The sequence below is a fragment of the Klebsiella sp. C239 genome (assembly GCF_048822715.1).
GTDB classification, from domain to species: Bacteria; Pseudomonadota; Gammaproteobacteria; order Enterobacterales; family Enterobacteriaceae; genus Klebsiella; species Klebsiella quasipneumoniae.
In genome coordinates, this window is sequence record NZ_JBMEZK010000014.1 from 53,409 (window position 1) to 70,586 (window position 17,178).

The window sequence follows — 17,178 nt, forward strand, 5'->3', positions numbered from 1 at the left end:
GTTTTCTTTTCAGGCAAATGGGGTCAACGTGGCACAGGCGGAAGTATTAAATCAGGAATCGCTGGCTAAGCAGGTTTTACAAGAGACCTTCGGCTACCAGCAGTTCCGTCCTGGCCAGGAGACGATTATCGAGACGGCGCTCGAGGGCCGTGACTGCCTGGTGGTTATGCCGACCGGTGGCGGCAAGTCGCTGTGTTATCAGGTACCGGCGCTGGTCATGGGCGGCCTGACGGTCGTGGTCTCGCCGCTGATCTCGCTGATGAAAGATCAGGTCGATCAGCTGCTGGCCAACGGCGTGGCGGCGGCCTGTCTGAACTCGACGCAGAGCCGCGAACAGCAGCAGGACGTGATGGCCGGCTGCCGCAGCGGGCAGGTTCGTCTGCTGTATATCGCCCCGGAACGGTTGATGCTCGACAACTTCCTTGAGCATCTGGCGAACTGGAATCTGGCGATGCTGGCGGTGGACGAAGCGCACTGCATCTCTCAGTGGGGCCATGACTTCCGCCCGGAATATGCCGCGCTGGGCCAGCTGCGTCAGCGGATGCCGCAGATCCCGTTTATGGCGTTGACCGCCACCGCCGATGACACCACCCGCCGCGATATCGTCCGTCTGCTGGGACTTAACGATCCGCTGATTCAGGTCAGCAGCTTCGACCGGCCGAACATCCGCTATATGCTGATGGAGAAATTCAAGCCGCTCGACCAGCTGATGCGCTACGTCCAGGATCAGCGAGGCAAATCGGGCATTATCTACTGCAACAGCCGTTCGAAAGTGGAAGATACCGCCGCGCGTCTGCAGAGCCGCGGCATCAGCGCGGCGGCTTACCATGCCGGCCTGGAAAACGACGTGCGCGCCGACGTGCAGGAGAAATTCCAGCGCGACGATCTGCAGATTGTGGTGGCGACAGTGGCCTTTGGGATGGGCATCAACAAGCCGAACGTCCGCTTTGTGGTGCATTTTGATATCCCGCGCAATATTGAATCCTACTATCAGGAGACCGGCCGCGCCGGGCGTGACGGCCTGCCGGCGGAAGCGATGCTGTTTTACGATCCGGCGGACATGGCGTGGCTGCGCCGCTGTCTGGAAGAGAAGCCCGCCGGACCGCTGCAGGATATCGAACGGCATAAGCTGAACGCGATGGGGGCGTTTGCTGAAGCCCAGACCTGTCGTCGTCTGGTGCTGCTGAACTACTTTGGCGAAGGACGCCAGGAGCCGTGCGGTAACTGCGATATCTGTCTTGATCCGCCGAAGCAGTACGATGGCTTAATGGACGCCCGCAAGGCGCTCTCCACTATTTATCGGGTTAATCAGCGCTTCGGGATGGGTTACGTGGTGGAAGTCCTGCGTGGCGCCAACAATCAGCGCATCCGCGAGATGGGCCACGATAAGCTCCCGGTATACGGTATCGGCCGGGAACAGAGTCACGAGCACTGGGTGAGCGTGATCCGCCAACTGATTCACCTTGGGCTGGTGACGCAGAATATCGCCCAGCACTCCGCGCTGCAGCTGACCGAAGCCGCACGCCCGGTGCTGCGCGGCGACGTTCCGCTGCAGCTTGCCGTACCGCGTATCGTGGCGCTGAAGCCGAAGGCGATGCAGAAATCCTTCGGCGGTAATTACGATCGTAAGCTGTTTGCCAAGCTGCGCAAGTTACGTAAAGCGATTGCCGATGAAGAAAACATTCCCCCGTACGTGGTCTTCAACGACGCGACGCTGATTGAGATGGCGGAGCAGTCGCCGCTAACCGCTGGCGAAATGCTCAGCGTCAACGGCGTAGGGACACGTAAACTCGAGCGTTTCGGCAAGCCGTTTATGGCGCTGATCCGGTCGCATGTCGATGGCGACGATGAGTAGTCAGCTGGCTATAAAAGTGCCAGAATAGTTATCCTCTTCATTATTTTCCTGCGAGTTAACTATGCTGATGCTTTTCCTCACCGTGGCGCTGGTGCATATCATTGCGCTAATGAGTCCGGGGCCGGATTTTTTCTTTGTCTCACAAACGGCCATCAGCCGCTCGCGCAGAGAGGCGATGATGGGCGTACTGGGGATCACCTGCGGCGTGATGATCTGGGCGGGGGTTGCGCTGCTCGGCCTGAACCTGATCCTCGCCAGAATGGCATGGCTGCACAACATCATTATGATCGGCGGTGGCTTGTACCTGTGCTGGATGGGCTATCAGATGTTGCGCGGCGCGTTGAAAAAAGAGGCGGTGTCCCCGGCAGAACCGCAGGTTGAACTGGCCCGCAGCGGACGCAGCTTCCTGAAGGGATTGCTGACCAATCTGGCGAACCCGAAAGCGATTATCTACTTCGGATCGGTGTTCTCGCTGTTCGTCGGTGACAGCGTTGGCGCCGGCGCGCGCTGGGGCATTTTTCTGCTAATTATCATGGAGACGCTGGCCTGGTTTTTGGTGGTTGCCAGCCTGTTCGCCCTGCCGGGGATGCGCCGCGGCTATCAGCGGATGGCGAAGTGGATCGACGGTATCGCCGGCACGCTGTTTGCGGGCTTCGGCATCCACCTGATTATCTCGCGTTAACCTGGCGCGATGCTCCACCCGGCTATATCCGGGTGGAGAAAGTGTCAATAGCGAAGCCGCTGCAGCTCGTCTTCAGACAGACCGGTCATTTCCATAATCGCTTCGTCATCAATCCCGCGTTTGCGCATCGCTTCGGCAACCTGCAGCAAGGCCTGATGTTTGCCTTCCTTTATACCTTGCTGTACGCCTTTCCTGATGCCTTTTTCCATACCTTCTGCGAGCCATGTTTCCGCCAGCGTCATCAGTAATCCTCCATGCTGCGGCACGCGCTGTGCCAGCCCGTATAAGAGTGCCCGAGTATCCTCGGCATCCCCTGCCTGAGCCATATAGTTTACCAATACGGTGATTTGTTGTCCGCTCATCTGCTCCAGCATTAAGAGTTGGGTCAACTTATCCAGCAATTGCGCCATATCGCGCTGGCGGATGTGTTTTTGCACCAGCGTCAGGGCCGCCATGCTGCGGTGCTGCATAATGTCGTCGTCGGGGATCACCGTGATATCGACCAGCGGAAACGCCCCGCTATAGAGCTGGCGGGCGGTCTCGGGATCGGCGAAATTATCCAGCCAGCTCATAGACCAGGGATAGGGGCTGCGTCGTCCCTGATAGAAGAGGACCGGAATAACCAGAGGCAGCGTTTTATGGCCGCTCTCCAGATGGCGCTGCATGGCGGCGACGGCATAGCGCATTAAGCGAAAGGCCATCAGTTTATCGGGGGCGCTCTGGTGCTCGATCAGAACATGGACATACCCTTTACCGCGGGTGGTTTCCAGCGAATAGAGAATATCGCTGTAGTAGGGCCTGAGATCGTCTTCAAGAAAGCTGCCGGATTCCAGACGCAGGGTATCCAGTTTGCAGATCGCTGTAAACGACGGTGGCAGGTGGATCTCGATAAAATCGCGCGCTGTCTCAGCCCGCGACAGAAAAGTTTTAAATACCGCATCATGTGGGGTCGCCGTTTCTGCCATCGCCGTTCATCCGTGAATCACGTCTCTGGCGGCATCCTGGCACGGCGGGCTCAGCGTCGACAGCGGGCAAAAAGATTAATTTCCCGCTTTGCGCGCCGGCTCGCGCAGAGAGATGGCTTCGCCCGCCAGGCGAACCTCTCTTTGCGAGCGAGATTCCATCATTCAGGCGTGACGGGCGGAGGCGAGCAGCGCCCCAACCAGCATAAACAGTGAACCAAAGACTTTGTTCAGCGCCTTCATCTGCTTTGGCCCCTTAATCCATGCTGAAATGCGCTGTGCGAGGGTTGCATAGCCAATCATCACAATGATATCGACGACGATGGTGGTGACGCCCAAAACGAGATACTGCATCACCTGGGGCTGGTGGGGCAGGATAAACTGTGGAAACAGGGCGGCCAGAAAAACGATGCTTTTAGGATTGGTGAGATTCACGAACACCGCCCGCTGGAACAGTTTGCCGCGGGTCTGCGCCTTCGCCAGCGTATTCAGGTCGATGGCCCCTGCCGCGCGCCATTGCTGGATACCCAGCCAGATCAGGTAGGCTGCGCCGGCCCATTTCAGCACCTCAAAGGCCAGCACCGAGCGAGAGAAGAGAGTGCCGAGGCCGACGCCGACCAGCACGATATGAATGGCCAGCCCGGTCTGCAAACCGGCAATCGACGCCGCCGCGCCGCGGTAACCGTGGTTAATGGAGGTGGTCATGGTATTAATCGCTCCGGAACCCGGGGACAGGCTGAGAATGATTGATGTCAGCAGGTAGGCGAACCACCACTCAATGGTCATGAGAAACTCCCTGATTGTCTGTTTTTATGCCACAATACGCTATTGTGTCAGCATTGTGTGATACACGGCAAAAAAACGATTTTCAGCGGTTAACAGGGGTGTAAACCCGATGTTTGGGCAGAAAAAGGACTGGGAAACACGAGAAAACGCGTTTGCGGCCTTTAGCATGGGGCCGCTGACGGATTTCTGGCGACAGCGCGAAGAGGCTGAATTTAAAGGCGTCGATGATGTACCGGTACGCTTTGTTCGCTTTTGCGCGCAAAATAACGATCGGCTGGTGCTGATTTGCCCCGGGCGCATCGAAAGCTACGTGAAGTATGCTGAAGTGGCCTACGATCTCTTTCACAGCGGCTTTGACGTAATGATCATTGATCATCGCGGCCAGGGACGCTCGGGTCGTCTGCTCTCTGATACCCACCGCGGGCACGTGGTTAACTTCAGCGATTATGTTGATGACCTGGCTGCGCTCTGGCAGCAGCAGGTGGTCCCGGGCCACTGGCGAAAACGGTTTATCCTCGCTCACTCTATGGGCGGGGCGATTGCCACGCTTTTTCTGCAACGCTACCAGGCGCATTGCGATGCCATTGCGCTCTGCGCGCCGATGTTCGGGATTATCATTCGGCTGCCGGACTGGATGGTGCGGCATATTCTCGACTGGGCTGAGGGCCATCAGCGCATTCGCGAAGAGTATGCCATCGGCACCGGACGCTGGCGGGCGCTGCCTTTTGCCGTTAACGTGCTGACGCACAGTCGACAACGCTATCGTCGTAACCTGCGCTTCTATGCCGACGAGCCGCGACTGCAGGTCGGCGGCCCGACCTGGCACTGGGTGCGCGAAGGCATGCTGGCCGGTGACGAAGTGCTGGCGAATGTGGAGAAAGATACGGCCCCGACGCTGCTGCTGCAGGCGGAAGAGGAGCGGGTGGTCGATAATCTGATGCACGACCGCTATTGTGAATTACGGGCCGCCGCCGGCCATCCCTGTGAGGGCGGAAAGCCGCTCGTCATTGAAGGGGCATACCATGAGATCCTTTTTGAAAAGGACGCTATGCGCTCAGTCGCGCTCAATGCCATCGTCGAGTTTTTCAATCGACATACTTAATCCGACGATAACGCTCGTCGCCCTGCTTAGAGGTTAACTTTTTTATGTACCAGGTTGTTGCGTCTGATTTAGACGGCACGCTGCTTTCCCCCGATCATTTCCTGACCCCGTATGCCAAAGAGACGCTGAAGCTGCTTACCGCCCGTGGGATCAATTTCGTCTTCGCCACCGGCCGACACTACATCGACGTCGGGCAGATCCGCGATAATCTCGGCATCCGGTCGTACATGATCACCTCTAACGGCGCCCGCGTTCACGATAGCGATGGCCAGCAAATTTTCGCCCATAACCTCGACCGCGATATTGCCGCCGACCTGTTTGAAATCGTGCGCAACGACCCGAAAATTGTCACTAACGTCTATCGGGAAGATGAGTGGTATATGAACCGCCATCGCCCGGAAGAGATGCGCTTTTTCAAAGAGGCGGTGTTTAACTACAAGCTGTATGAGCCGGGCGAACTGGATCCGCAGGGGATCAGCAAGGTGTTCTTTACCTGTGAGGATCACGAACATCTACTGCCGCTTGAGCAGGCGATGAACGCCCGCTGGGGCGATCGCGTGAACGTCAGCTTCTCCACCTTAACCTGCCTGGAGGTGATGGCGGGCGGGGTATCGAAGGGGCATGCGCTGGAGGCGGTGGCGAAAATGCTCGGCTACAGTCTGTCCGATTGCATCGCTTTCGGCGACGGCATGAACGACGCCGAGATGCTGTCGATGGCCGGTAAAGGCTGCATTATGGCCAACGCCCACCAGCGGCTGAAGGATCTGCATCCGGAGCTGGAAGTGATCGGCAGCAACGCCGACGATGCGGTCCCGCACTATCTGCGTAAGCTGTACCTCGACTGAAAAAGATTGACGACTGGCGAATAACTGTCCAGTCGTCAACCTGACTCTTCGCTACAATGCCTGTTCTTTATCCAACGAGACGACCATTGTGGCGCTGTTAATTATCACCACTATCCTGTGGGCCTTTTCTTTCAGCCTGATTGGCGAGTACCTGGCCGGTAGCGTCGACAGCTATTTTTCGGTGCTAATGCGCGTGGGCCTGGCGGCGCTGGTGTTCCTGCCTTTCCTGCGGACGCGCGGCCAGTCTCCGCGCACGATCGTGCTCTATATGCTGGTGGGCGCGATGCAGCTTGGCATCATGTACCTGCTGGCCTTCCGCGCCTATCTCTATCTGACGGTCTCGGAATTCCTGCTGTTTACCGTGTTTACCCCGTTGTATATCACGCTGATCTACGATTTGCTCAGCGGACGTAAACTACGCTGGGGCTATCTGCTGAGCGCCGCGCTGGCGGTGCTGGGGGCGGCGATTATCCGTTACGACAAAGTCAGCGATCATTTCTGGACCGGGCTGTTACTGGTGCAGTTGTCAAACCTCTGCTTCGCCATCGGGATGGTGGGTTACAAGCGCCTGATGGAGGTGCGACCGATGCCGCAGCACAATGCCTTTGCCTGGTTCTATGTCGGGGCCTTTATCGTGGCGGTGGCGGCATGGTTTATGCTGGGAAACCCACAGAAGCTGCCGACCACCAGGCTGCAGTGGAGCGTGCTGGTGTGGCTTGGCGTCGTGGCTTCCGGGCTGGGCTACTTTATGTGGAACTATGGCGCCACTCAGGTGGATGCCGGCACGCTGGGGATCATGAATAACGTCCATGTCCCCGCCGGGCTGTTGGTTAACCTTGCCATCTGGCAGGAGCAGCCGCACTGGCCGAGCTTTATTAGCGGAGCGTTGGTGATCCTGGCCTCGCTGTGGGTCCATCGACGCTGGGTCGCTCCGCACTCCGGACAAACGGCAGATGATCGCACGCGTGGTTCCGCGCAGAGCGAATAAACGCTTCGGTGACCGGTTGACGCTGTTCGCCATCGCGAACGGCCGCGTACAGCCGGCTCCATAATCCCTCGCCCAGGGTTTTGGTCACCACCAGACCCTGGCGTTCAAAACTTTCCACCACCCAGTGCGGCAGCGCGGCGATACCCATCCGGGCAGCCACCATCTGGATCAGCAACAGCGTGTTATCGACGCTTTTCAGCTGGGGACTGATGCCGGCCGGCTGCAGGAAATGACGCCAGATGTCGAGGCGTCCGCGCTGCACGGGATAAATCAGCAGCGTTTCCGTGGCCAGATCCTCCGGCGTAATCAGCGTCTTCATGGCTAACGGGTGCTCAGGCGCCAGCACCAGGCGCACCTCATAATCAAACATTGGCGAGTAGTGCAGACCGCTGCGCGGCAGGATATCTGAGGTCATGACCAGATCCAGTTCGCCCTGCTGCAGCGCAGGCTGCGGGTCGAAGGTGACGCCGGAATGGAAGTCGACTTCCACGTGCGGCCAGCGGGCGCGGAAATTCTCCAGCGCCGGCGTGAGCCACTGAATACAGCTGTGGCATTCGATAGCCAGCCGCAGCCGGGTCTGTTGTGGTTCGTTACAGTCCTGCAGGGCGCGAGCGATCTGCGGCAGCACCTGGTTGGCCAGCTGTAAGAGGATCTCCCCTTGAGGAGTAAAACGCAGCGGCTGGCTCTTACGCACAAAGAGACGAAAGCCGAGGCGCTGTTCCAGATCGCTGAACTGGTGAGACAAGGCGGACTGGGTCTGATGCAGGGCAGCCGCTGCGCCCGCCAGTGAACCGCTGTTCCGCAACGCTTGCAGCGTTTTCAGATGTTTAATTTCGATCATGAAAGTCCTTCACTTCGCCATGAGCAATTTGCGCTTGAGGAATATACAGTAACTGCCAATTATGGATGTGTAAACATCTGGATGGCTAAATCCTTTATCTTTCGAATTTATGGTGCGTTGGCTGCACTTCCTCACCCCAGTCACTGACTTCAGTAAGCTCCTGGGGATGAGCAAGTTTGCCGCCTTCCCTAAATCCGAAATCTTTCGGATTGCAATTATGAGGCTCAAAAAATGACAATTATTAACCACACCCTCGGTTTTCCTCGCGTTGGCCTGCGCCGCGAGCTGAAAAAAGCGCAAGAGAGCTACTGGGCGGGCAATGCCACTCGCGAGGAGCTGCTGGCGGTAGGCCGGGAACTGCGCGCCCGTCACTGGGAGCAGCAGAAGCAGGCCGGTATTGACCTGCTGCCGGTGGGCGATTTCGCCTGGTACGACCATGTTCTGACCACCAGCCTGCTGCTTGGCAACGTGCCGGCTCGTCATCAGAACAAAGACGGCTCTGTCGATATCGATACCCTGTTCCGCATTGGCCGCGGCCGCGCTCCCACCGGCGAGCCAGCGGCCGCTGCGGAAATGACCAAGTGGTTCAACACCAACTATCACTACATGGTGCCAGAGTTCGTGAAGGGCCAGCAGTTCAAACTGACCTGGACCCAACTGCTGGATGAAGTGGACGAAGCGTTGGCGCTGGGCCACAAGATCAAGCCCGTGCTGCTGGGGCCGGTGACCTATCTGTGGCTGGGCAAAGTGAAAGGCGAACCGTTTGACCGTCTGAGCCTGCTGAATGACATCCTGCCGGTTTATCAGCAGGTGCTGGCCGAACTGGCGAAGCGCGGCATTGAGTGGGTGCAGATTGATGAACCGGCGCTGGTGCTGGAGCTGCCGCCAGCGTGGCTGGAGGCCTTTAAACCGGCTTATGACGCCCTGCAGGGCCAGGTCAAACTGCTGCTGACCACCTATTTTGAAGGCGTTAGCGACAATCTCGAGACCATTGCTGCGCTGCCGGTCCAGGGGCTGCACGTCGATCTGGTCCACGGTAAAGATGATGTCGCCGAACTGCATAATTGTCTGCCTGCCGACTGGCTGCTGTCCGCCGGCCTGATCAACGGGCGTAACGTCTGGCGCGCCGATCTCGCCGAAAAATATGCGCAAATTAAAAACCTCGTCGGTAAGCGCGAGCTGTGGGTCGCGACATCCTGCTCTCTGTTGCACAGCCCGATCGACCTGAGCGTGGAGACGCGCCTTGATGCGGAAGTGAAGAGCTGGTTTGCCTTCGCGCTGCAAAAATGCGGTGAGCTGGCGCTGCTGCGCGATGCGCTGAACAGCGGCGATACCGCGGCGATTACCGAGTGGAGCGCGCCAGTCCATGCCCGTCGCCATTCGACGCGCGTACACAACCCGGCGGTGGAAAAACGGCTGGCGGCGATCACCGCTCAGGACAGCCAGCGCGCCAGCCCCTATGAGGTTCGCGCTCAGGCGCAGCGTCAACGCTTTAACCTGCCGGCGTGGCCGACCACCACTATCGGGTCATTCCCGCAGACGACCGAGATCCGCGGCCTGCGCCTGGACTTCAAAAAGGGCAATCTGGACGCCAGTCATTATCGTACCGGCATTGCGGAACATATTAAGCAGGCGATCGTCGAGCAGGAGCGGTTAGGATTAGACGTACTGGTGCATGGGGAAGCCGAGCGGAACGATATGGTGGAATACTTCGGTGAGCATCTGGACGGTTTCATCTTCACGCAAAACGGCTGGGTGCAGAGCTATGGCTCCCGCTGCGTGAAGCCGCCGGTGGTGATCGGCGACGTCAGCCGTCCACAGGCGATCACCGTCGAATGGGCGAAGTACGCGCAGTCGCTGACCGACAAGCCGGTGAAAGGGATGCTCACTGGACCGGTGACGATTCTGTGCTGGTCCTTCCCGCGGGAAGACGTCAGCCGTGAAACCATCGCGAAACAGATTGCGCTGGCCCTGCGTGATGAAGTGGCGGATCTGGAAGCGGCCGGTATCGGCATCATCCAGATTGATGAGCCTGCTTTGCGCGAAGGGTTACCGCTGAAGCGCAGCGACTGGGATGCCTATCTGCAGTGGGGTGTGGAAGCCTTCCGCCTTAACGCCGCGGTGGCCAAAGACGACACTCAGATCCATACCCACATGTGCTATTGCGAGTTCAACGACATCATGGACTCCATCGCCGCGCTGGACGCCGACGTGATCACCATTGAAACCTCGCGTTCCGACATGGAACTGCTGGAGTCGTTCGAAGTGTTCGAGTATCCCAATGAAATCGGGCCGGGGGTATATGATATTCACTCGCCAAACGTACCGAGCGTGGAGTGGATCGAAGCGCTGCTGGAAAAAGCCGCGCAGCGTATCCCGGCGGAGCGGCTGTGGGTTAACCCGGACTGCGGCCTGAAAACCCGGGGCTGGCCGGAGACTCGCGCCGCGCTGGCGAATATGGTGCAAGCGGCGCGTAACCTGCGTCAATCTGCCTGATCGTCACCCGAAAAATCAAAAAGGAGGCATTTGCCTCCTTTTTTTCCTGCTTCGGACGATTACCCTTTTTTACCGCCATATTGAGCAAACCAGTCGAGCATCCGCTGCCAGCCGTCTTTGGCTGACTCTTCGTGATAGCTGGCGCGATAGTCGGCGTTAAAGGCGTGATCGGCTTCAGGATAGACCACGATTTCCGCCGTGGCGTTGGCCGCCCGCAGCGCCTGGCGCATGGTTTCGACGGTGTCCTGTGGAATGCTGGCGTCTTTGGCGCCGTACAGGCCGAGTACCGGGGCGTTGAGATCGACGGCGATATCCACCGGGTGTTTTGGCGAATTCAGCGATTTTTCTCCTACCAGTTTGCCGTACCAGGCTACCGCCGCCTTCAACTGCGGGTTATGGGCAGCATATAGCCAGGTGATACGTCCGCCCCAGCAGAAGCCGGTGATCAGCAGACGATGGGCATCGCCGCCATGGCGCGCCGCCCAGCTGGCGACGTGGTCGAGATCCGCCAGCACCTGCGCGTCCGGCACCTTCGTAACCAGCTCTTTAAACAGGGTCGGGATATCGTGATACTCATCCGGATCGCCCTGACGGAAGTACAATTCAGGCGCGATAGCCAGATAGCCTTCCTGCGCCAGGCGACGACAAAGATCGCGAATATGCTCATGCACGCCGAAGATTTCCTGCACCACGATGACGATCGGCAATGGGCCATCGGCGTTTTTCGGGCGGGCATGGTAAGCCGGCATGTTTTCCCCCTGAGAGGGAATAGAGGTCTCTCCGGCGACAATATGCTCTTCCGGCGTATGAACGGCGGTTGCGGCGTGCGGCGAGGCTGCAGGTGCGAATCCAGGTTGCTTGGTGGTGGTCATGGTATTCTCCGTACCCTTATTTATTAGCGCATCAGTAACTATAGACCCTTTACCTTTAGTTCGGGCGGTAATAAAGCACAGTGCCTGAAAGCGGCTATCTTTTGTTCAGTGACGATGAATATAACTTGTTAATGTGATGTTTATCACTATTTACTGAAAAACAACTGCAATCATTATTGTTCTTGGTGACTAACATCACAAAATGTTGCCAGGGGCTTCTGTACAGTACCGTTTTGCTTCTGCTGATAATTCGACCCACAGAGGAGTTTTTTATGTCCAAGTCTGATGTTTTTCATCTCGGCCTCACCAAGAACGATTTACAAGGGGCTACGCTGGCTATCGTCCCTGGCGATCCGGAGCGTGTGGAAAAGATCGCCGCGCTGATGGATAAGCCGGTTAAGCTGGCATCTCACCGCGAATTTACCTCCTGGCGCGCGGAACTGGACGGCAAACCGGTGATCGTCTGCTCCACCGGCATCGGCGGCCCGTCTACGTCTATCGCTGTGGAAGAGCTGGCGCAGCTTGGCGTGCGTACCTTCCTGCGCATTGGCACCACCGGCGCCATTCAGCCGCACATCAACGTTGGCGATGTGCTGGTGACTACCGCTTCCGTTCGTCTGGACGGCGCCAGCCTGCACTTCGCGCCGATGGAATTCCCGGCCGTCGCAGATTTCGCCTGCACCACCGCGCTGGTGGAAGCAGCGAAATCCATTGGCGCCACCACCCATATCGGCGTGACTGCTTCCTCGGATACCTTCTACCCGGGACAGGAGCGTTACGACACCTTCTCCGGCCGCGTAGTGAGCCGCTTCAAAGGCTCCATGGAAGAGTGGCAGGCGATGGGCGTGATGAACTATGAAATGGAATCCGCTACGCTGCTGACCATGTGCGCCAGCCAGGGTCTGCGCGCCGGGATGGTAGCCGGGGTTATCGTTAACCGTACCCAGCAAGAGATCCCTAACGCCGAAACCATGAAGCAAACCGAAAGCCACGCGGTGAAAATCGTCGTGGAAGCGGCGCGCCGTCTGCTGTAATTCAACGCTTTCCCTGTCAGGCCGGATCCTCCGGCCTTTTTTTTGCGTCGCCTCTCGCAGGAAATTCCTTTTAAACTGGACGTTTGTACAGCACAATTCTATTTTGTGTCATCAGGTTATCGCAGGGGGCGTCGTGGATCTCTCCATTATTATCAGCGCGGTTATCGCACTGGCTGCTGGATTAATCGTCGGCTGGCTGGCGACCAAAGCGCGCGCCGATCAAATTCGGGCCGATCTTATCGAGGAGCGGCGAGAGCTGGATATTGAGCTGAGCGCCGCCCGTCAGCAGCTGGTACAGGAAGCCCACTGGCGTGAAGAGTGCGAGCTGCTGAACAACGAGCTGCGCAGCCTGCGGGATATCAATACCTCGCTGGAGGCCGATCTGCGGGAGGTTACCACCCGGCTCGAATCCACCCAGCTGCATGCGGAAGATAAGATCCGCCAGATGGTGAACAGCGAGCAGCGCCTGAGCGAGCAGTTTGAAAACCTCGCCAACCGCATTTTCGAACACAGCAACCGACGCGTCGATGAGCAAAATCGCCAGAGCCTGCATGGCCTGCTGACCCCGCTGCGCGAACAGCTGGACGGGTTCCGCCGCCAGGTGCAGGAGAGCTTCGGCCAGGAGGCGCGGGAAAGGCACACCCTGGCGCATGAGATCCGCAACCTGCAGCAGCTGAACGCGCAGATGGCGCAGGAGGCGCTGAACCTGACCAAAGCGCTGAAGGGCGATAACAAAACTCAGGGCAACTGGGGGGAAGTGGTTCTCACCCGCGTGCTGGAAGCCTCCGGCCTGCGGGAAGGCTATGAGTACCAGACCCAGGTCAGCATCGAGACCGACAACCGCTCGCGGATGCAACCGGACGTCATCGTGCGCCTGCCGCAGGGTAAAGACGTGGTTATCGACGCCAAAATGACCCTTGTCGCCTATGAGCGCTATTTCAACGCCGAGGACGACTACACCCGCGAAGTCGCGCTGCAGGAGCACCTTGCCTCGGTGCGAAATCATATTCGCCTGCTGGGACGCAAGGATTATCAGCAACTGCCGGGCCTGCGCTCCCTCGACTATGTGCTGATGTTTATTCCCGTCGAGCCGGCATTTCTGCTGGCCATTGATCGTCAACCCGAGCTCATCAGCGAGGCGCTGCAAAATAATATTATGCTGGTCAGCCCGACGACGCTGCTGGTGGCCCTGCGCACCATCGCCAATCTGTGGCGTTATGAGCACCAGAGCCGCAACGCGCAGAAGATCGCCGAGCGGGCGGGGCGCCTTTACGACAAAATGCGCCTGTTTGTGGACGATATGTCCGCTATCGGCCAGAGTCTGGATAAAGCGCAAGAGAACTATCGCCAGGCGATGAAAAAGCTTGCTTCCGGGCGCGGTAATCTGCTGGCTCAGGCGGAGGCTTTTCGCGGGTTGGGCGTGGAGGTCAAGCGCGGGATTAATCCTGATTTAGTCGAACAAGCCACTGCTCAGGACGATCAATATCGTCTCGAAGAGGAGGATAACCTGCCGGAAAATGACGCATTTTCGCCCGACTCTGCCGAGGCGGTGCGCAGCCGGGAGGCGGCTCCGCCACGCTGAAACGTATGGGAAATGCGCTGAGTCTGATACACTCAGTGAACATTTTCTTGAAAAGCAAGCAGGCATAAAGATGGTTGAGGATTCACAAGAAACGACGCACTTTGGCTTTCAGACGGTCGCTAAAGAGCAGAAAGCGGACATGGTGGCGCATGTATTCCATTCTGTCGCCGCAAAGTATGATGTGATGAATGACTTAATGTCGTTTGGTATCCATCGTTTGTGGAAGCGTTTCACCATCGACTGCAGCGGTGTACGTCGCGGGCAGACCGTGCTGGATCTGGCGGGGGGTACCGGTGATTTGACGGCTAAGTTTTCCCGTCTGGTAGGGGAAACCGGCCGCGTTATGCTTGCTGATATCAATGATTCAATGCTCAAAATGGGCCGCGAAAAGCTGCGCAATATCGGCATCGTGGGTAACGTTGAGTATGTTCAGGCCAACGCGGAAGCCCTGCCGTTTGCTGATAATACCTTTGACTGCATCACCATCTCTTTCGGTCTGCGTAACGTGACCGACAAAGAAAAAGCGCTGCGTTCGATGTACCGCGTGCTGAAGCCGGGCGGACGTCTGCTGGTGCTGGAGTTTTCTAAACCCATTATTGAACCGCTGAGCAAAGCCTACGACGCTTACTCCTTCCATATCCTGCCGAAGGTGGGCGAGCTGGTGGCAAAAGACGGCGACAGCTATCGCTACCTGGCGGAGTCGATCCGTATGCATCCGGACCAGGAATCCCTGAAAGGGATGATGCAGGATGCAGGCTTCGAAAGCGTGGACTACTACAACCTGACGGCAGGTATCGTTGCTTTGCATCGCGGTTACAAGTTCTGACAGGAGGGACGCTATGCCTTTCACACCCCTGGTGACCGCTGGCATTGAAACGGCGCTGAATACTTTCCTCTGGCGCGACAAAGCGCTAAAACCCGCCCGCCAGCGCCTGCTGGGCAAGGTATTGCGGGTACAGCTGCAGGACTTCTCCACGCCCGTGGTGCTGGTGTTCAGCGAACGCCAGGTTGATGTCCTGAGCGCCTGGGAGGGAGAGGCCGACTGCACCGTGATTACCCGGCTCAGCGTACTGCCAAAACTGCGCAACCGTCAGCAGCTCACGGCGCTTATCCGCAGCGGCGAGCTGGAAGTGCAGGGCGATCTGCAGGTGGTGCAGAACATGGTCACCCTGTGCGATCTGGCGGAGTTCGATCCCGCTGAACTGCTGGCGCCTTACACCGGCGACATCGTGGCCGAAGGCGTCGGTAAAGTTCTCCGCGGCGGCGCTCAGTTTTTACTGAAAGGGGCGCAGCGCCAGCAGCGCTATGTCGCGGAAGCGATCACTGAAGAGTGGCGCCTGGCGCCGGGGCCGCTGGAGCTGGCCTGGTTTGCTGAAGAGACAACGGCTATTGAACGCGCGCTGGCCGCACTGGAAAAACGGCTGGAAACGCTGGAGGGCAAATGACGCCAGGAGAATTACGGCGCCTGTATTTCATCGTCCACACCTTTTTGAGCTACGGGCTCGATGAGCTCATCCCCAAAATGCGGATCACGCTGCCGCTGCGTATCTGGCGGCGGATGCTGTTCTGGATGCCAAACCGCCATCAGGATCAACCCCTTGGCGCCCGTCTGCGGCTGGCGCTTCAGGAGCTGGGGCCGGTGTGGATTAAATTCGGCCAGATGCTTTCCACGCGGCGGGATCTCTTTCCGCCGCATATTGCCGATCAGCTGGCGCTGTTGCAGGACCGCGTGGCGCCCTTTGACGGGAAGCTCGCGCAGCAGCAGATAGAGAAAGCGATGGGTGGCCTGCCGGTGGAGGCCTGGTTTGATGATTTCTCCGTTGAGCCGTTAGCCTCGGCGTCTATCGCCCAGGTGCATACCGCGCGTCTGAAAGAGAACGGCAAAGAGGTGGTGATCAAGGTTATCCGTCCGGATATTTTGCCGATCATTAAAGCGGACATGAAGCTCATCTACCGCCTGGCGCGCTGGGTGCCGCGTCTGCTGCCTGACGGCCGCCGTCTGCGCCCGCAGGAGGTGGTTCGTGAGTATGAAAAAACGCTGCTGGACGAGCTGAACCTGCTGCGGGAATCCGCTAACGCCATTCAGCTGCGGCGTAATTTCGAAGACAGCCCGATGCTGTATGTGCCGGAAGTGTACCCCGACTACTGCAGCGAAAGCATGATGGTGATGGAGCGCATCTACGGCATTCCGGTGTCCGACGTCGAGGCGCTGGAGGCTCAGGGAACCAACCTGCAGCTGCTGGCGGAGCGGGGCGTGCAGGTCTTCTTCACCCAGGTGTTCCGCGACAGTTTTTTCCATGCTGATATGCACCCTGGCAACATATTCGTCAGCTACGAGCACCCGGAAGATCCGCAGTATATCGGTATCGATTGCGGCATTGTCGGCTCGCTGAACAAAGAAGATAAGCGCTATCTGGCGGAAAACTTTATCGCCTTTTTCAACCGCGATTATCGTAAGGTTGCCGAGCTGCACGTCGACTCCGGTTGGGTTCCGCCGGACACTAATGTTGAAGAGTTTGAGTTCGCGATCCGCACGGTCTGCGAGCCCATCTTTGAGAAGCCGCTGGCGGAGATCTCCTTCGGCCACGTGCTGCTTAATCTGTTCAACACCGCGCGGCGCTTCAATATGGAAGTCCAGCCGCAGCTTGTTTTGCTACAGAAGACATTACTTTACGTAGAAGGGGTAGGCCGGCAGCTCTATCCTCAGTTAGACTTGTGGAAAACGGCGAAGCCTTTCCTTGAGTCGTGGATCAAAGATCAGGTCGGTATTCCGGCGCTGGTGCGCGCGTTTAAAGACAAAGCGCCGTTCTGGATCGAAAGAATGCCTGAAATACCTGAGCTGGTGTATCAGAGCCTGCAGCAGAGCAAACAGCTGCAGACCAGCGTCGATACTATCGTGCGGGATATGCATGTGCGTCATGTGCGCCAGGGCCAATCCCGTTATCTGTTTGGTATAGGCGCGGTTTTATTGCTCAGTGGTACGCTGCTCTTTATCCATCGCCCTGAGTGGGGAATGATGCCCGGCTGGCTGATGGCCGGCGGTGTCGTGACCTGGCTGATTGGCTGGCGAAAAACCCGCTGATCGGTTCGCCACTTCATGACGCAGGCTTATTTGCGCAAAATCATGCCGGTG

General features: G+C 58.0%; 15 protein-coding genes. 11 read left to right on the forward strand and 4 right to left on the reverse strand.

All coding sequences use genetic code 11. From position 1 onward, the window contains the following. Nucleotides 1-28: 28 nt before the first annotated feature. Both recQ and rhtC read left to right on the forward strand, forming a co-directional pair. A complete protein-coding gene (gene recQ / locus ACOI6Z_RS24840; RefSeq protein ID WP_032454515.1) occupies nucleotides 29-1,855 on the forward strand; it encodes an ATP-dependent DNA helicase RecQ in 1,827 nt (608 codons plus the stop codon). Nucleotides 1,856-1,916: 61 nt separating this feature from the next. Further along, nucleotides 1,917-2,537, forward strand: coding sequence for a threonine export protein RhtC (gene rhtC / locus ACOI6Z_RS24845; RefSeq protein WP_048336567.1), 621 nt, complete (start codon nucleotides 1,917-1,919; stop codon nucleotides 2,535-2,537). Nucleotides 2,538-2,581: 44 nt separating this feature from the next. On the opposite strand, the gene ACOI6Z_RS24850 is transcribed toward rhtC, so the two are convergent. Both ACOI6Z_RS24850 and rhtB read right to left on the reverse strand, forming a co-directional pair. Next, the gene (locus ACOI6Z_RS24850) at nucleotides 2,582-3,502 is read right to left on the reverse strand and encodes an Rpn family recombination-promoting nuclease/putative transposase (RefSeq protein WP_420687543.1); all 921 of its coding nucleotides are present in this window, start codon (nucleotides 3,500-3,502) and stop codon (nucleotides 2,582-2,584) included. A gap of 162 nt (nucleotides 3,503-3,664) precedes the next feature. Continuing rightward, nucleotides 3,665-4,285 carry a homoserine/homoserine lactone efflux protein gene (rhtB, locus tag ACOI6Z_RS24855; protein ID WP_002883411.1) on the reverse strand — a complete coding sequence of 207 codons (621 nt, stop codon included), beginning with the start codon at nucleotides 4,283-4,285 and terminating at the stop codon, nucleotides 3,665-3,667. A 109-nt stretch (nucleotides 4,286-4,394) separates the two neighbouring features. On the opposite strand from rhtB, the gene pldB reads away from it, so the two are divergent. From pldB to ACOI6Z_RS24870, 3 genes are all read left to right on the forward strand, one after another. Further along, nucleotides 4,395-5,387, forward strand: a complete 993-nt coding sequence (gene pldB, locus ACOI6Z_RS24860) for a lysophospholipase L2 (RefSeq protein ID WP_008807942.1) — start codon at nucleotides 4,395-4,397, stop codon at nucleotides 5,385-5,387. A gap of 44 nt (nucleotides 5,388-5,431) precedes the next feature. Further along, nucleotides 5,432-6,232, forward strand: a complete 801-nt coding sequence (gene yigL, locus ACOI6Z_RS24865) for a sugar/pyridoxal phosphate phosphatase YigL (protein WP_017899394.1) — start codon at nucleotides 5,432-5,434, stop codon at nucleotides 6,230-6,232. Nucleotides 6,233-6,320: 88 nt separating this feature from the next. Then, the gene (locus ACOI6Z_RS24870; protein WP_023291574.1) at nucleotides 6,321-7,220 is read left to right on the forward strand and encodes a carboxylate/amino acid/amine transporter; all 900 of its coding nucleotides are present in this window, start codon (nucleotides 6,321-6,323) and stop codon (nucleotides 7,218-7,220) included. Here the strand turns inward: ACOI6Z_RS24870 and metR are convergent. Further along, nucleotides 7,108-8,061 (reverse strand): HTH-type transcriptional regulator MetR, encoded by a 954-nt coding sequence (gene metR, locus ACOI6Z_RS24875; protein WP_032454519.1) that lies wholly within the window; start codon nucleotides 8,059-8,061, stop codon nucleotides 7,108-7,110. The genes ACOI6Z_RS24870 and metR overlap by 113 nt on opposite strands. 231 nt (nucleotides 8,062-8,292) lie before the next feature. Between metR and metE the strand changes: the two genes are divergently transcribed. Further along, entirely contained in the window at nucleotides 8,293-10,557 is a 2,265-nt protein-coding gene (metE, locus tag ACOI6Z_RS24880; RefSeq protein WP_065883621.1) for a 5-methyltetrahydropteroyltriglutamate--homocysteine S-methyltransferase, read from the forward strand. 59 nt (nucleotides 10,558-10,616) lie between these two features. Here the strand turns inward: metE and ACOI6Z_RS24885 are convergent, their stop codons facing one another. Then, nucleotides 10,617-11,429 (reverse strand): dienelactone hydrolase family protein, encoded by an 813-nt coding sequence (locus ACOI6Z_RS24885; protein ID WP_253230831.1) that lies wholly within the window; start codon nucleotides 11,427-11,429, stop codon nucleotides 10,617-10,619. Between the two features lie 272 nt (nucleotides 11,430-11,701). On the opposite strand from ACOI6Z_RS24885, the gene udp reads away from it, so the two are divergent. The 5 genes from udp (at nucleotide 11,702) to ubiB (ending at nucleotide 17,127) form a co-directional block, all read left to right on the forward strand. Further along, complete coding sequence (gene udp / locus ACOI6Z_RS24890) at nucleotides 11,702-12,463, forward strand: uridine phosphorylase (RefSeq protein WP_002883419.1); 762 nt, start codon at nucleotides 11,702-11,704, stop codon at nucleotides 12,461-12,463. Between the two features lie 133 nt (nucleotides 12,464-12,596). Next, nucleotides 12,597-14,045 (forward strand): DNA recombination protein RmuC, encoded by a 1,449-nt coding sequence (rmuC, locus tag ACOI6Z_RS24895; protein ID WP_023291578.1) that lies wholly within the window; start codon nucleotides 12,597-12,599, stop codon nucleotides 14,043-14,045. A 70-nt stretch (nucleotides 14,046-14,115) separates the two neighbouring features. Then, nucleotides 14,116-14,871: a bifunctional demethylmenaquinone methyltransferase/2-methoxy-6-polyprenyl-1,4-benzoquinol methylase UbiE gene (gene ubiE / locus ACOI6Z_RS24900; RefSeq protein WP_023291579.1), complete on the forward strand. Its 756-nt coding sequence runs from the start codon at nucleotides 14,116-14,118 to the stop codon at nucleotides 14,869-14,871. Nucleotides 14,872-14,884: 13 nt separating this feature from the next. After that, nucleotides 14,885-15,490: a ubiquinone biosynthesis protein UbiJ gene (gene ubiJ / locus ACOI6Z_RS24905; RefSeq protein ID WP_032454522.1), complete on the forward strand. Its 606-nt coding sequence runs from the start codon at nucleotides 14,885-14,887 to the stop codon at nucleotides 15,488-15,490. Continuing rightward, nucleotides 15,487-17,127 (forward strand): ubiquinone biosynthesis regulatory protein kinase UbiB, encoded by a 1,641-nt coding sequence (gene ubiB / locus ACOI6Z_RS24910; protein WP_032454523.1) that lies wholly within the window; start codon nucleotides 15,487-15,489, stop codon nucleotides 17,125-17,127. Before ubiJ ends, ubiB begins: the two co-directional genes overlap by 4 nt. Nucleotides 17,128-17,178: the final 51 nt, after the last annotated feature.

What these genes read in the sequence shown, in the direction of transcription:
- rhtC (WP_048336567.1), top strand. Translation starts at nt 1,917, where the DNA reads ATGCTGATGCTTTTCCTCACCGTGGCGCTGGTGCATATCATTGCGCTA.
- ACOI6Z_RS24850 (WP_420687543.1), bottom strand. Translation starts at nt 3,502, where the DNA reads ATGGCAGAAACGGCGACCCCACATGATGCGGTATTTAAAACTTTTCTG.
- rhtB (WP_002883411.1), bottom strand. Translation starts at nt 4,285, where the DNA reads ATGACCATTGAGTGGTGGTTCGCCTACCTGCTGACATCAATCATTCTC.
- pldB (WP_008807942.1), top strand. Translation starts at nt 4,395, where the DNA reads ATGTTTGGGCAGAAAAAGGACTGGGAAACACGAGAAAACGCGTTTGCG.
- yigL (WP_017899394.1), top strand. Translation starts at nt 5,432, where the DNA reads ATGTACCAGGTTGTTGCGTCTGATTTAGACGGCACGCTGCTTTCCCCC.
- metR (WP_032454519.1), bottom strand. Translation starts at nt 8,061, where the DNA reads ATGATCGAAATTAAACATCTGAAAACGCTGCAAGCGTTGCGGAACAGC.
- metE (WP_065883621.1), top strand. Translation starts at nt 8,293, where the DNA reads ATGACAATTATTAACCACACCCTCGGTTTTCCTCGCGTTGGCCTGCGC.
- ACOI6Z_RS24885 (WP_253230831.1), bottom strand. Translation starts at nt 11,429, where the DNA reads ATGACCACCACCAAGCAACCTGGATTCGCACCTGCAGCCTCGCCGCAC.
- udp (WP_002883419.1), top strand. Translation starts at nt 11,702, where the DNA reads ATGTCCAAGTCTGATGTTTTTCATCTCGGCCTCACCAAGAACGATTTA.
- ubiE (WP_023291579.1), top strand. Translation starts at nt 14,116, where the DNA reads ATGGTTGAGGATTCACAAGAAACGACGCACTTTGGCTTTCAGACGGTC.
- ubiJ (WP_032454522.1), top strand. Translation starts at nt 14,885, where the DNA reads ATGCCTTTCACACCCCTGGTGACCGCTGGCATTGAAACGGCGCTGAAT.
- ubiB (WP_032454523.1), top strand. Translation starts at nt 15,487, where the DNA reads ATGACGCCAGGAGAATTACGGCGCCTGTATTTCATCGTCCACACCTTT.